The sequence below is a fragment of the Helicobacter suis genome, from assembly GCF_902196135.1.
Classification (GTDB): domain Bacteria; phylum Campylobacterota; class Campylobacteria; order Campylobacterales; family Helicobacteraceae; genus Helicobacter; species Helicobacter suis_A.
In genome coordinates, this window is sequence record NZ_CABIKE010000002.1 from 193898 (window position 1) to 206697 (window position 12800).

The following is a 12800-nucleotide window of genomic DNA, read 5'->3' on the forward strand; positions in this document are numbered from 1 at the left end:
TAGCCATGCTTGTTTCTAAAAATTCTTAAATAGGTGCGTTAATGCTGAAAACTTTTTTAATCGGGATTGTAGCGGGTGTTTTTGGGGCTATTGTAAAATGGGGCTGGGAAGTTCCTTTCCCACCTAGAAACCCTCATATCCCCTGGCCTCCTGATGCCATGCAAAGAATTACACCTCCACAGATTTTATTAGAACAATTGCACCTACCCACAGATTGGAGCTACACCTTTTCAGGTATCCACTTACCCCTTTCTATTTTCATCGTGCATGTAGGCTTTTCTATCACTTTTGCTATCCTTTATTGCTTGTTAGCTGAAAAATGGAAAATAGTGAGTGTGTATCGGGGGGCTGTTTTTGGGTTTGCTGTTTATCTTTTAGCCCATGTTCTTGTCATGCCACTTATTGCTGAAGTGCCACCCCTCTTCTTAATCCCATTTGAGGAAAATCTATCTGAACTTTTTGGGCACATTATGTGGCTTTGGAGTATAGAACTTGTGCGCTGTGATTTAAAGAGTAGATTTTCTCAATCATCTACTACCTGAAGTTTATTTGATTTGGCTAAGCATTAGAGCATCATAGGCACGATCCCCAAAAATTTGGCGCAAATACACTAAAAAACATGCTGCCTGCCCAACTAAGTAACGCGTTTTTGGATTACTAGCACTGATGATCTTTTGGATAGTCTTTGAAATAATTTTTGGATTAGAGCCTTTCATGGGTGGATTCTCCATAGCTTTTATATAGGCCTTTACCATTCTCTGATAAGGGCCATTTTGTGATTGCATAGAAAAGTAATCCTGCACACCTTGAGCAAACCCGGTGTTGATCACACCGGGTTCTAAAACAACAACATGGATACCAAATTCTTTAAGTTCTAAACGCAAACAATCGCTATAGCCTTCAATGGCGTGTTTACTCGCATGGTAGAAAGCACCTAGAGGCGTGTAAATTTTCCCACCCATAGAGGAGGTGTTGATAATAAGGCCACTGCGTTTTTCGCGCATGTAGGGCAAAACTTTTTGTGTTAAACGGATCACACCATAGAAATTAACCTCAAATTGTTGTTGGATTTTCTCCATAGACAACTCCTCTACCGGACCATAAAGACCATAGCCTGCATTGTTCCAAAGTACATCAATACGGCCCTGTTCTTTTATCACCTGCGCAACAACAGACTCAATATCTGATTCATTTCTCACATCCATTTTAAGAACATGCCCGCCTAATTGCTCTAAATCTTGCATTTTATCTACACTGCGCGCTACACAATAAACAATATACCCGGCTTGGATTAAATCTTTAGCTGCAACCTTACCCATACCCGAGGAGGCACCGGTGATTAAGAGTACTTTTTGCATCTAAACCTCCTAAAATTTAATTTGTGTTAGCGGATTAGTACTTTATTTTGGTTAACAATTTATTAAATGTTTATTACTCGCCCGTCTTAAATCTCTTTCTAAACTCTGGAGTAGCAAAAAGCAAAAAGTCCGGTTTTTCTAATTGCGTGTTAAAGCCTTTATAAAATTCAGTGCTAGGGGTGGTTTGCTTAGATCGGAGCTATTTTATTGCTTTATGCCAAATCTTAGCTTTGTAGCGTGATTTTCCCCGCACCACACGCCCTACAAAGCTAAGCTTAATGCGATGTCTTTTTGCTCGCTGGATTAACGCATGTTTGTTTTGTACTGGCAAACACAAAAGCATTTCATATTCCTCGCCACTTAAAAAAGCGCGCTGGTAGGGATTTATCAGCTTGCAATGTAATTGATTAAGCTGTGATAAGCGGTTACACTCGGCTAAAAGGCCATCAGAAATATCTAACCCAGCGTGTAAAAGGGGGCGTATTGTTTGCAGAAAAGGGGCTAGATTTTTGAGTGCTGGTTTATAAAATTTAGAGTGGCCTGCAACCCTCCCACCTCTAAGCAAAGTCTGCAAGGCTTTATCACTCTCTCCAAGCCTGCCGGTGTGTACTAATAAATCTCCAAGCCGTATTTTTTGCCGTAAAAGAGGCTTTGCACTATTGGCTAAAAGTGTAATGGCTAAACTCAAACTTTTTGAAACAATCGTATCCCCACCTACAATCTGGATTTTAAACTCTTGACAAGCCTTTTGTAGACCTAGCACTAGCTCTTTTATTTCTAGTGGGCTAAAGTTTTCTGGGAGTTGTAACCCTAAAAGGGCATATTTGGGTACAGCACAAAGCGCGATCGCATCTGAAATATTAACCGCTAGGGCTTTATAGCCTATTTGTTCTAAAGTAAACCATTCTCGTTTAAAGTGCACTCCCTCAGTAAAAAGATCAAGCATATAAAGGGGATTTTTAAAAGAAGGCAAAACCACCCCATCATCTCCTAACCCAAAGGTTATCCCACTTTGCTCTAAAATTTGTAAAAAGACGCGTTCTAAATCCACACTAAACTAACTTTAAACTCATATCCACCCACACCGCTTGGTGAATCAGTGCTCCGCTACTAATGGCATCAACCCCGCTAGAGGCATAGGCGCGCACACTTTCCTCAGTAATATTTCCACTGGCCTCTAAAAGCACTAAAGGATAATTTTGGTTACGATAAGCCACCACCTCTTTAATCTCCTCTATACCCATATTATCACACATAATAATATCCGCTCCTATGGCCATGATCTCTTTAGCCATTGCTACACTATCGCATTCAATTTCAATTTTAGAAGTCCATGGGATTTTTTGGCGGGCATGTTTGATAAAGGCTTTTAAATCTGGGATATGGATTAAATGGGTGTCTTTAAGCATAAGCGCATCATCTAAACCTAAGCGGTGGTTTTTAGCCCCGCCATTGCGCACCGAATATTTTTCAAAGACGCGCAAAAGGGGGCGGGTTTTTCGGGTATCTAAAAGACTAATGGGCAACCCTGCAATTAAACGCACAAACTGCGCTGTCTTTGTGGCTATCCCGCTACTGTGCTGTAAGATATTAAGTAGTACCCGTTCAATTTGTAAGATCAAGCGCCAATCACCTTGTAACTCTAATAAAACTTGTTTGGGTTCAAAACTTTGACCATCTTTAATTTTCCATGTGTGCTTTATTTTTAACCACTCTAAAAGCGCTTCTGCATAAACTTGGCCTGAAAAAACCCCTGTATCTTTAGCTACAACATGGGTTTGTACAAGTTTTGGCTCTACAAGGCGGGCAAATAAATCCCCCGCGCCTAAATCCTCAGCTAAACACTCCCTTAAAAATTCAATGTACATCTCTTGCATCAGCACTCCATGATTATTTTAAGATTAAGTCTTAGTTATAAAATACTATAAATCCTAATAAAATCATATAAAACTAAGAAATATCAGGTTGCTTAAAGGTAGCAATGGGAGTTGCAAAAGAGATTTCTTGACCTTGAAGAGAGTCAAATGTACTACTATTTTGCACAAAAAGTACCACACTAGAACCCATTTCAAAACGCCCTAGTTCTGCTCCTTTGGCAATATTAATAGGGGGGTTGTAGGTATAAATTTTAGGCTCTTTGTGCACGCGGGCGTTGGTGTGAATTGTATCATCAAAATTAAGCACAATCTGTCCCACATTCAAAGCCCCTATAGCCACAAAATACAACAACTGCCCCCGCACATCTGTTGCTACCACCACTACCCGCTCATTGCGGATAAATGCATTACGGTAGCGGTATTGGTTAAGCGCAGCAGGATTAACGCTTAAGAGTTCCCCGCAAAAGTGGCGTACTTCTACAATTTGTAAATCACAGGGGGCATGGAAGCGGTGGTAATTTTTAGGTGAGAGATAAAAATTAAAATAAAGATAATTTGTTAAAACCTCTTTTTGACCCAACAATTGCCCTACTTGATAATACATGCCCTTAATCTGGAGGGCTAAGTTATAAGTAACGGGCGCACAGACTGTGATGAGAGCATCGCAAGGGGCGATCAAAATTTCTCTGTTTGGATCAATAAAACGAGGGGTTTGTAAAGCGCGGGTAAAAAGGGCATTAAGCGTAGGATAAGACTCTATGGGAGCAAAACCATCTAAATTGATCTTAAAAAGAGAAACATAAATTTGATTAATAAGCCTTTGGATGGGTTTGGGGAAGGGGTAGCGGGCAAATTTACCAAAGAGTCTAGATAAAGTATTGCTAGTAGCCATTATTGTAAATCCGCCAGTTTAAGTACAAACTCAATTTGTCCTTTGCTAATGCGTAGTTCTTTTGCAATCGAATCAATGCTATGCCCCTCTTGGAATAATTGAATCACCTTTTTTTCATCAATATCATCGCTACCTTGTGTAAAATGCCCCATTTCTTTAAATTTATTCTCTAGTACGATGAGTTTTTCCTCTAAATAATCCCTATCCTTGTGCATAGTATCTTGGATTTCTTGGAGATGGTTATAAAGATTTGTAAGGCTAGTGTTTAAATTGGTGTTTAACTCATCTTTGACATTAGCGCTAATACTAGAGGCGTTAAATTCTGTTTGCATTTCATTTTCCTGAATCCATTTGCGGATTTTATAGATTTCTTGGTTAATGGCATCTAGGGCTTTTTCTAATTGCTTGGTTTTGCTGGCAAATTCTTTATCTTTCAAGTGGCTATAGGTGAGTAAACACACAAAAATAAGTACCACCCCTCCCCCCACAATCCACAACAATTCATTAAAACTCAGATCCATCACAAACCCTTACTTTTTTAAACTTTCTAATTCAACTTGGACGATATAACTATCCCAATCGCGTACATCACCAGCATGCATGCGTTCAATGCTTAACATCTTAGAATCAAAAGCCCTAGCCATTAAGGCGATGCGTTTATAAGGCATGTGGGGGAATTTTAAGCGCATGTAATAAAGTGTATCTACAATAAAAACCTGCTCTCTCACCCCTAAAACCCCATGCCCTAGCACGCTAATATTGATGCGATCTTCTAAAGCAATATACTCCATGTCTCTCTCATGGATATATTGCTCTAAACGATCTAATTTTTTATAAATTTCAGATAATGCTTTTAAAATCACATCCTCTCGTTCTTTACCATAAAACACCTCCCAAGGCACATGCAGGGCTTGGCTAGCTTGTCCTAATTGTAAAAATTCTTGATCATGGAGTGGCTTATAGGGGGCGTATTCTACTGGCAAAGACACGCTTACTAAACGGGTAAAATACCCATGTTCTTGGCACAATTGCTTATAAGTGCTTAACAAGCCACACTCCGCGATCTAATACGATAAAACCTAAAAACACTAAACCCAAATACCCATTACTGACAAAAAAAGCCTTAGGGATATTTTTAAAATCACGATAAACTAGCCATTGTTCATAAATTAAAATACACAAACACACCCCCACACCCAAAGCCGCCACTAAACCTAGCTGTGCGCTGTTTACAAAACCTATCCAGCATAACACCGCTAAAGCATGGGCTAGACGTGAAAGTTTAAGGGTGATTTGCTCCCCAAAGATAGCAGGCACGGAATAAAGCCCCTCTTTGCGATCAAATTCTATATCTTGCAAAGAATAGAGTAAATCAAAGCCAGTTACCCAAAACACCACCCCTAAAGCTAGTAACAAACTCCATAGAGGGATATAACCTAAAATAGCAATCACTCCAGCTAAGGGCGCTAAACCTAGACAAATCCCTAAAACAAGATGTGCTAAATAGCTAAAGCGCTTCATGTAAGAATAGCCCCCTAAAATGAGTAAAAAAACAAAGGAAAGCTTAAAGGCAAGGGCATTGATCAGAAAACTCACCCATACAAAGAGAAGGGCATTAGCCAAACAAAACCCTCTTAAAGTCCAAATACCGATGCGCCCATCAACACTAGGGCGGTTATAGGTGCGGGTGTTTTTTACATCAAATTTACGATCCACAAGGCGGTTAAAACCCATAGCAAAATTACGGGCAAAGAGTAACGCCAGAGCGCATAAAAGCAATGCTTTTAAACCAAACCACAGACTTAAACGCGCCTGCGTGCCGGAGACGACTATGGCAATTAAAATAAACATACCCGAAAAAACCGTGTGCTCAATGGCAACAAGATCGCCCAAGAGCTTAAGTTTTTTTAACATTTAAAACCTCTTTAAAGCCCCTATTTTAACATAAAATCAAGAAATTAAAAGGTAGAGAAATAGGGCTAGACTGATTGTATAAAGAGCGTAGTAAGCATGGACAAATCGAATCGCTAAAAGAGAGAGAAGCCCATAAAGAGATAAAAGCCATATAGGCGTGTGGTAGTTAATTGTAGGGATATGCCATTTTAAAGTCTGGAGTAAATAAGAATCAAAGAGATTGCCACTATTAAAAAGATGCAAGATTAAGCTTAGGGGGAAAAAGAGGACAAAGACAAAAGAGAGGAGAATACCGCTGAGCTGGTAGGGGTTAAAGGGGGTAAAAAAGGCGTGCACAAGGGGGAGCATGTGTAAAAAAAGGGTAGTATTTAATAAAAAGGCATAGATTAAGGGGTGGAGTTTTGGCATGTGTTTGATAAAGAGGAAAATATAAAACACGCCCCCTACAGATAGAATAAATCCAATATTGCGCACTAGTGAAGGGAAAAGAATTAAGGATAGTAAAACCACTAGTGCTAGCAATGAAAAACTCAACAGCTCTAAACCATTATAGAGTAGAAAAAACCCCAGTAATGCCATTACAAAGGCGCGTAAAAAAGAAGGCTGGAAATGTAGCAAAAACAAGTAGCCTAAAAGCAAACACAACACCATTCCCATTAAATCATAAGTGCGGTTGCGATAAGGAAAATAGCGTTGTTGTAGAAAGGTATAGGGGTATTTAAGAATGAGAAAAAAGAAAGCGCTTAAAATCCCTAGATGAAAGCCACTAATGGCAATTAGATGACTGACCCCCAAACCCACCACCACTTGCCTTAAGCTTTGATTAAGAGAATCGGCTAAAAATAAGGTGCGGTAAAAATTGCCCATTAAAGGGTTAGTATGCTGGGTGTCAATAACTTTTCTTAAAGGGTTTTTAGGATCGCTTCCTTGTTCTAAAGAGAGGGAGAAAGTGTAAAAATAACAGGATTTTAAAAATTGCCAAAACGAACAAGGCGCCATTTTACCAAAAGCGCGTACAAATTTTAGACTCAAATCTTTAATATCTTCTTTGCTGGTGGTGTAAAACACATTGTAATGGCTATCTTGTAACTTTAGCACCTGTGTAGCACCCTTGCTATACTGTAGCAACACTCGGGCATGCAAGCTTAAAGGTTTTTTATCTAAAAAGCGGTTGTATTGTTGGTATTTTAAACTTAAAGAAAAAGCAAACAGACCTAATAAAAGGCCTAGAGCACAGATCCACTCTTTAGAGGTTTGGAAAAGGGCAACAGGAGGCATTAAAAAACATCAGGGACAGGGGTCTGCTGGGGTTCTTGGTAAAAAGTAGTGGGTTTATATTCCCCATCTTGGCTTTCTATTGGATCTTCAAAACGCGTATAAGCTTTATTAAAGAGTATTTTAACCGTACCAATATCTCCATTGCGGTTTTTGGCTAAAATAAGCTCTGCTTGCTCAATGCCCTTAGTGCTTTCATAAATAGCCTTTTTCTCGGCATTGAATTGTTGTTCTAATTTTTTAGCCTCCTCATTCTTTCCTTCTTTGCGCAACTTAGCTAAACGATCGTTGTGATCGCGTTGTTTATAGACTGCATCGCGGTAAAGAAACAAGACTTGATCGGCATCTTGTTCAATTGCACCGCTATCTTTTAAATCAGAGAGAATAGGCCGCCTATCCTCACGGCTTTCTAAAGAGCGATTAAGCTGGGCTAGAGCGATAATAGGGGTTTGTAATTCTCTAGCGAGGGTTTTAAGACCTCTACTGATTGTAGCGATTTGTTCATGCCTGTTTAAACTTTGATCGCTAGCCATTAATTGTAAATAATCAATAATAGCAAGGGTGATCTCAGGGCATTTTCTTTTAAGTTGGCGCAATTTAGAGCGCACATGTTGGATTGTTAAAATACTGGTATCATCAATGAATAAAAATTTGTGGTAGATGTTTTGGGCGCTTCTGCTAAGATTTTCCCAATCCTCATCGCTTAGATTGCCAATTTTAAGATTGTGTAAATGTAGCGAGGTGAGATTAGAAAGTAGACGCATCATAAGTTGCTCTGCTCCCATTTCCATGCTAAAAATCGCCACTCCCTGATTGTGATTAAGGGTTGTTTTTGCTATGTTAAGCACTAGACTAGTTTTACCCATACTAGGGCGCGCCCCTATTATAATGAGATCGCCGGGTTGAAAGCCCCCTGTATAATCATTTAACTTATTAAAACCAGTATCCACCCCCGTAACTCTTTGATTACCCTTTAACTTAGCTTCTTTAATAAGATCAAGGGTTTGTTTGAGTACGCTTTTCACATCTTTAAACCCTCCCTGTGTTGTTTGTAAAGAGAGAGCATAAAGATCGCGCTCAATGCTATCCATAATGGCTTGGCTAGATTTTGCTTGATCGCACTCTGTATGGATTTGTCTAGCCAAATTTAAAAGGTTTCTACGGCAGGCGGCTTCTTTAATCGCATGGATATAGGCGCTTAAATTGGCTAAAGGAGTTGTACCCATTATGGCGGTTAAAGCCTCTGTGGTTTTTTCATCGCCCTTTATTTCTACTTTCTTGTTAAGAAAGTGCGCATCTACGGGGCGTTTTTCCTCATACAATTCATTACATAACTCAAAAAGATTTTGGTGCGCTTCGTAGTAAAAGTCTGAAGGTTTAAGCTCTCTGGCAAACTCTTCATATTGCTGGCTTTCTAAAAGAGCAGAAAGTACCACGCGCTCCATAGAGATTAAATCAGAATCAAGGGAGGTTACATTTTGCATGCAAGCATCTCTAAATTAGAAATAAGTTTTTCTGGGGTGAGGGCATAACTTTCTTTGTAAGCAGCAGCAGCTAAGCCGTGGGCTAGACTAGCATGAATAGCTGCATCTAAAAGAGTATAACCCTGTGCTAAAAGTGCAACCACTAATCCAGCTAGTACATCTCCACTCCCTCCCTTAGCCAGAGCGCTATTACCCAGAGGGTTAATAAAAATGCGGCCGTTATAGGCAATAAGTGTATTAGCCCCTTTTAAGAGTAAAACCACATGTGGGAAAGTTTGGCTAAATTCATGAGCTAATTCCCATTTAGAGCGTAGTAAAGTGGGTAAATCTAGCTTAAAGCCTAGCGTTTTTAAAAGCGCTAAAAATTCTTTAGGATGGGGTGTGAGAACAAGAGAATAGGGCTTTTTAAGCCACTCTTTTAACAAGGGTTCGTAAAATAAATCCGCATCTAGCACACATGCCCCCTGTTCTAGCATTTGTTCTATAAAAGCGGGTTTTACTCCCATACCCATGCCAATAGCAAAGGCGTTGGCTTGAGTAGGGATTTCTTTAGCATACACAAGCTCTATTGGTTTGCTTTGGCTTAGGCTAGCTGCTCCTAAAATACTCACCATTCCAGCCCCAAAGGCTAAAGCACTCTTAGCGCTAATTAATCCGGCTCCACTTTGCTCACCCACATACACACATGCATGGCCAAAATATCCCTTATGTACATTTTGTTTTATGCGTTTAGGTAGACACAGATCGCAACTCTCTAATAAATTAAAAGGAGTCTCTGTTTCATACAAAGAGCGCCCTATTCCTAAATCCGCTACAACAATCTCTCCGGTAAAATCTTTGGCCATGTCGCTAAATAAACTTGCCTTTAAAGCCCCCATGCACACACTCACATGGGCATTAAATGCCACAGAACTAATATAACCATTTTGATCAATGCCGCTAGGTATATCACAGGCCACGCGCCATTGCCCTAATGCATTCATCTGTTTAATTAAATCCTGCATTTGCTGATCTAACTCCCCTTGTAATCCTGATCCAAATAAACAATCTACCAGCACAGCACAGGGGGTTAAATTGCTTATCATTTCTACTTGAGTACACAGGGCGCGCTGGTATTGGATACGGCACAAGGCACTTTTAGGCTCTTTAGCGCTAAAAACTTGTACGCGATAACTTGTGCCCTGTAAATGCCTAGCCAAAGCATAGCCATCGCCTCCATTGTCTCCACCCCCACAAACAATTAAAATCTTCTCCCCCCTTTTAGCTTGCTTTGTAATAACCTGTTTTAAAGCTATGGCCGCATTTTCCATAAGCAATTCTGGCTCTAATTGATAGAGCATACAGGCGCGCTTGTCTAGTTCTTGACTGTCTTTATAAATAGCTTGCATGCTAACCCCCTAAAGGGCTCATTATATCCAATAGTTTTTAAAGGCTCTCATGCCAAAACTAAATTATCTTTTAACGATCAAATTATTTGGGGGTAATGTAGCGGCTAATAATCAGACCCTAGAGGGGCAATTATCCTAAAAATCACCACTAAAAGCCGTGTACTGCAATATTAAATATTAGCAATTCTCAATCATAAAGAGAGGCATCTTTTATGGTAATTTTATTCAAACCCCCTTTCTTGACAAGCACTCATGTTAGGCCTATAATGCGCGCGCCTTAAGAATATAGAAAGGATTAGTTATGCGTCTATTTTTAGTCTTTTTTGCTATGTTGTGCCTCACTCTGTATGCCCAGGATTTTAAAACAACGGGTACAGAGCCAAGTCTAATTAAGGGCAATAATTTTTATGTGAGTGCGCGGGTTAAAGTCCAAGAAGTGCGCTTTAAAAACCAATATGGATTAGAGGTGGTCGGAAAACTCTTTACTCCAAAAAACATGCAAAAGGGCAAAAAATACCCCGCTCTTGTGGTCGGGCATCCTATGGGCGCTGTTAAAGAGCAATCTGCAAGCCTTTATGCCACAAAAATGGCAGAAAAGGGTTTTGTGGCTTTAGCCTTTGATTTAAGCTTTTGGGGAGAGAGTGCGGGGCTTCCGCGCAATGGCGTGCTACCTGACATGTTTGTTGAAGACTTTAGCGCAGCGGTGGATTATTTACAGACTAGGTCCTTTGTTAATCCAGAAGAAATTGGGGTTTTGGGGATCTGTGCTAGTGGGGGGTTTGCACTGGCTGCTGCTAAGATTGATTTGCGCATTAAAGCTGTAGCCACTGTGAGCATGTAAACACAGGAGAGGCAGCGCGCTATGGAATTAGGCACTCCACTACAAAAGAGCAAAGGCAGGCTCTTTTAAAGAAGGCTAGCAAAGAGCGCACAGAGGAATTTTTAAGCGGCAAAGTTAAAGAATATGTGCTAGGTACTCCCTTAAAAATTACCAAAAATTCCAATCCAATAGAAAAAGAATTCTATGATTTTTACCGCACACAAAGAGGTGAGTACACACCAAAGGGTGCACCCAGAGACAAAACAACCATGCCCACTTTAACAGGGATTGTTAAATTCTTAAACTTTTATCCCTTTGAAAATTTGGATTGGATTTCTCCTCGTCCGCTACTTTTTATCACAGGCGATCATGCCCATTCTAAAGAATTTAGCGAGTCTGCCTACAAAAAGGCAAAAGAGCCCAAAGAGCTTTATTATGTGAAGGGAGCCGGGCATGTGGATTTATACGACAGGGCGGATAAAATTCCTTTTGATAAAATAGCGTCGTTTTTCAAACACAATTTAGAGAAAGGAAAATAAAAATGTCTGATTTAGATATTTTTGTTAGAGACTTAACCGGTGAGCCGATAGATATGGCCGATCCTGAATTCCCCAAGATTCTTAAAGTGATCATGAACGCCCAAAGGCTTATCCACAGACTCAACACGGAACTTTTAAACAGCGAGCAAGTAGGCGAGTTGATGAGTGAGTTAACAGGTAAACCCTTTGATGAGAGTAATTGGATTTTGCCCCCCTTTTATACAGATTTTGGGCGCAATATTAATTTTGGGAAAAACTGCTTTATCAATCAGAATTGTACCTTTATGGATAGGGGAGGCATTAGTATTGGGAACGGGGTTTGGATTGCCCCTAGAGTGTGTTTAACCACCACTAACCATGACTTTAATCCCTATAAACGCCAAGTTACTTTTTCTAAGGGGATTGTAATTAAAGAGCGCGTCTGGATTGGGATTAATGCAGTCGTGTGCCCGGGTGTTACTATTGGAGAAAATTCTATTATAGCAGCGGGTTCTGTGGTAACTAAAGATGTCCCGCCTAATGTGATTGTGGGGGGCAATCCGGCTAAAATTATCAGACCCTTAGAATTTTAAGTGTGTGTTGACAAATATCTCAAATTAACTTAGAATGGCGGGCTTTTTATTTTTTATTAGTAAAGGTAGATAAAGATGTCTGATTTAGATATTTTTGCTAGAGATTTAGCCGGTGAATACATAAGTATGGACGATCCTGAGTTTGGTAAAATTTTTGAAGTGATCATGAACGCCCAAAGACTCACCCACAAACTTAACACGGAATTTTTGAGTAAAGAGCAAATAGGCGAGTTGATGAGCGAGTTAACAGGTAAACCCTTTGATGAAAGTAATTGGATTTTGCCCCCGTTTTATACAGATTTTGGGCGCAATATCACCTTTGGAAAAAATTGCTTTGTCAACAATTGTTGTACTTTTATGGATCGCGGAGGAATTAGCATTGGTGATGGGGCATTTATCGCCCCTAAGGTGTGTTTAACCACCACTAACCATGACTTTAATCCCTATAAACGCCGGGTTACTTTTTCTAAGGGGATTGTAATTAAAGAACGCGTCTGGATTGGGATTAATGCAGTCGTGTGCCCGGGTGTTACGATTGGTGAAAATTCTATTATAGCAGCGGGTTCTGTGGTAACTAAAGATGTCCCGCCTAATGTGATTGTGGGCGGTGTTCCAGCTAAAGTTATTAGACCCTTAGAGTTTGAATCTTAGTATTAAGCAGACAAACAAGAGATGATTTAA

Annotated in this window: 15 protein-coding genes; 5 read left to right on the plus strand and 10 right to left on the minus strand. The window is 40.0% G+C overall.

Annotated features, from left to right (window positions below; genetic code table 11):
• The first annotated feature begins 41 nt into the window (after window positions 1-41).
• The gene (locus G6Q06_RS02425; RefSeq protein WP_163565592.1) at window positions 42-542 is read left to right on the plus strand and encodes a DUF1440 domain-containing protein; all 501 of its coding nucleotides are present in this window, start codon (window positions 42-44) and stop codon (window positions 540-542) included.
• 3 nt (window positions 543-545) lie between these two features.
• Here G6Q06_RS02425 and G6Q06_RS02430 read toward each other — a convergent pair whose 3' ends face one another.
• The 10 genes from G6Q06_RS02430 to G6Q06_RS02475 all read right to left on the minus strand — a co-directional run bounded on the left by G6Q06_RS02430 (window position 546) and on the right by G6Q06_RS02475 (window position 10188).
• Complete coding sequence (locus tag G6Q06_RS02430) at window positions 546-1358, minus strand: oxidoreductase (protein ID WP_163565593.1); 813 nt, start codon at window positions 1356-1358, stop codon at window positions 546-548.
• Between the two features lie 199 nt (window positions 1359-1557).
• Window positions 1558-2409 (minus strand): thiamine-phosphate kinase, encoded by an 852-nt coding sequence (locus G6Q06_RS02435; protein WP_163565594.1) that lies wholly within the window; start codon window positions 2407-2409, stop codon window positions 1558-1560.
• A 1-nt stretch (window position 2410) separates the two neighbouring features.
• Window positions 2411-3226 carry a carboxylating nicotinate-nucleotide diphosphorylase gene (nadC, locus tag G6Q06_RS02440; RefSeq protein WP_163564200.1) on the minus strand — a complete coding sequence of 272 codons (816 nt, stop codon included), beginning with the start codon at window positions 3224-3226 and terminating at the stop codon, window positions 2411-2413.
• A gap of 82 nt (window positions 3227-3308) precedes the next feature.
• Window positions 3309-4127, minus strand: a complete 819-nt coding sequence (locus tag G6Q06_RS02445; protein ID WP_163564105.1) for a phosphatidylserine decarboxylase — start codon at window positions 4125-4127, stop codon at window positions 3309-3311.
• Window positions 4127-4648 carry a helix-turn-helix domain-containing protein gene (locus G6Q06_RS02450; RefSeq protein WP_104685894.1) on the minus strand — a complete coding sequence of 174 codons (522 nt, stop codon included), beginning with the start codon at window positions 4646-4648 and terminating at the stop codon, window positions 4127-4129. Before G6Q06_RS02450 ends, G6Q06_RS02445 begins: the two co-directional genes overlap by 1 nt.
• A gap of 9 nt (window positions 4649-4657) precedes the next feature.
• Window positions 4658-5176 (minus strand): hypothetical protein, encoded by a 519-nt coding sequence (locus G6Q06_RS02455; RefSeq protein ID WP_163564106.1) that lies wholly within the window; start codon window positions 5174-5176, stop codon window positions 4658-4660.
• Window positions 5160-6041, minus strand: a complete 882-nt coding sequence (mqnP, locus tag G6Q06_RS02460; RefSeq protein WP_163532795.1) for a menaquinone biosynthesis prenyltransferase MqnP — start codon at window positions 6039-6041, stop codon at window positions 5160-5162. The genes G6Q06_RS02455 and mqnP overlap by 17 nt, the downstream gene beginning before the upstream one ends.
• Before the next feature lie 36 nt (window positions 6042-6077).
• Entirely contained in the window at window positions 6078-7319 is a 1242-nt protein-coding gene (locus tag G6Q06_RS02465; protein WP_163565595.1) for a ComEC/Rec2 family competence protein, read from the minus strand.
• Window positions 7319-8800: a replicative DNA helicase gene (dnaB, locus tag G6Q06_RS02470; RefSeq protein WP_163565596.1), complete on the minus strand. Its 1482-nt coding sequence runs from the start codon at window positions 8798-8800 to the stop codon at window positions 7319-7321. The genes G6Q06_RS02465 and dnaB overlap by 1 nt, the downstream gene beginning before the upstream one ends.
• Window positions 8788-10188 (minus strand): NAD(P)H-hydrate dehydratase, encoded by a 1401-nt coding sequence (locus G6Q06_RS02475; protein WP_163565597.1) that lies wholly within the window; start codon window positions 10186-10188, stop codon window positions 8788-8790. The genes dnaB and G6Q06_RS02475 overlap by 13 nt, the downstream gene beginning before the upstream one ends.
• 301 nt (window positions 10189-10489) lie before the next feature.
• Between G6Q06_RS02475 and G6Q06_RS08390 the strand changes: the two genes are divergently transcribed.
• The 4 genes from G6Q06_RS08390 to G6Q06_RS02490 all read left to right on the plus strand — a co-directional run bounded on the left by G6Q06_RS08390 (window position 10490) and on the right by G6Q06_RS02490 (window position 12770).
• A complete protein-coding gene (locus G6Q06_RS08390) occupies window positions 10490-11029 on the plus strand; it encodes an alpha/beta hydrolase (protein WP_205426591.1) in 540 nt (179 codons plus the stop codon).
• A gap of 125 nt (window positions 11030-11154) precedes the next feature.
• Window positions 11155-11547, plus strand: coding sequence for an alpha/beta hydrolase (locus G6Q06_RS08395; protein ID WP_205426590.1), 393 nt, complete (start codon window positions 11155-11157; stop codon window positions 11545-11547).
• A 2-nt stretch (window positions 11548-11549) separates the two neighbouring features.
• Window positions 11550-12119 (plus strand): sugar O-acetyltransferase, encoded by a 570-nt coding sequence (locus G6Q06_RS02485; RefSeq protein ID WP_163532791.1) that lies wholly within the window; start codon window positions 11550-11552, stop codon window positions 12117-12119.
• A 75-nt stretch (window positions 12120-12194) separates the two neighbouring features.
• A complete protein-coding gene (locus G6Q06_RS02490; RefSeq protein ID WP_163565598.1) occupies window positions 12195-12770 on the plus strand; it encodes a sugar O-acetyltransferase in 576 nt (191 codons plus the stop codon).
• The last annotated feature ends 30 nt before the right edge of the window (window positions 12771-12800 follow it).

Coding starts and splice junctions, on each gene's coding strand:
- G6Q06_RS02425 (WP_163565592.1), top strand. CDS start 42: ATGCTGAAAACTTTTTTAATCGGGATTGTAGCGGGTGTTTTTGGGGCT.
- mqnP (WP_163532795.1), bottom strand. CDS start 6,041: ATGTTAAAAAAACTTAAGCTCTTGGGCGATCTTGTTGCCATTGAGCAC.
- G6Q06_RS02490 (WP_163565598.1), top strand. CDS start 12,195: ATGTCTGATTTAGATATTTTTGCTAGAGATTTAGCCGGTGAATACATA.
- G6Q06_RS02450 (WP_104685894.1), bottom strand. CDS start 4,648: ATGGATCTGAGTTTTAATGAATTGTTGTGGATTGTGGGGGGAGGGGTG.
- G6Q06_RS02465 (WP_163565595.1), bottom strand. CDS start 7,319: ATGCCTCCTGTTGCCCTTTTCCAAACCTCTAAAGAGTGGATCTGTGCT.
- dnaB (WP_163565596.1), bottom strand. CDS start 8,800: ATGCAAAATGTAACCTCCCTTGATTCTGATTTAATCTCTATGGAGCGC.
- G6Q06_RS02475 (WP_163565597.1), bottom strand. CDS start 10,188: ATGCAAGCTATTTATAAAGACAGTCAAGAACTAGACAAGCGCGCCTGT.
- nadC (WP_163564200.1), bottom strand. CDS start 3,226: ATGTACATTGAATTTTTAAGGGAGTGTTTAGCTGAGGATTTAGGCGCG.
- G6Q06_RS02485 (WP_163532791.1), top strand. CDS start 11,550: ATGTCTGATTTAGATATTTTTGTTAGAGACTTAACCGGTGAGCCGATA.
- G6Q06_RS02430 (WP_163565593.1), bottom strand. CDS start 1,358: ATGCAAAAAGTACTCTTAATCACCGGTGCCTCCTCGGGTATGGGTAAG.
- G6Q06_RS08390 (WP_205426591.1), top strand. CDS start 10,490: ATGCGTCTATTTTTAGTCTTTTTTGCTATGTTGTGCCTCACTCTGTAT.
- G6Q06_RS02445 (WP_163564105.1), bottom strand. CDS start 4,127: ATGGCTACTAGCAATACTTTATCTAGACTCTTTGGTAAATTTGCCCGC.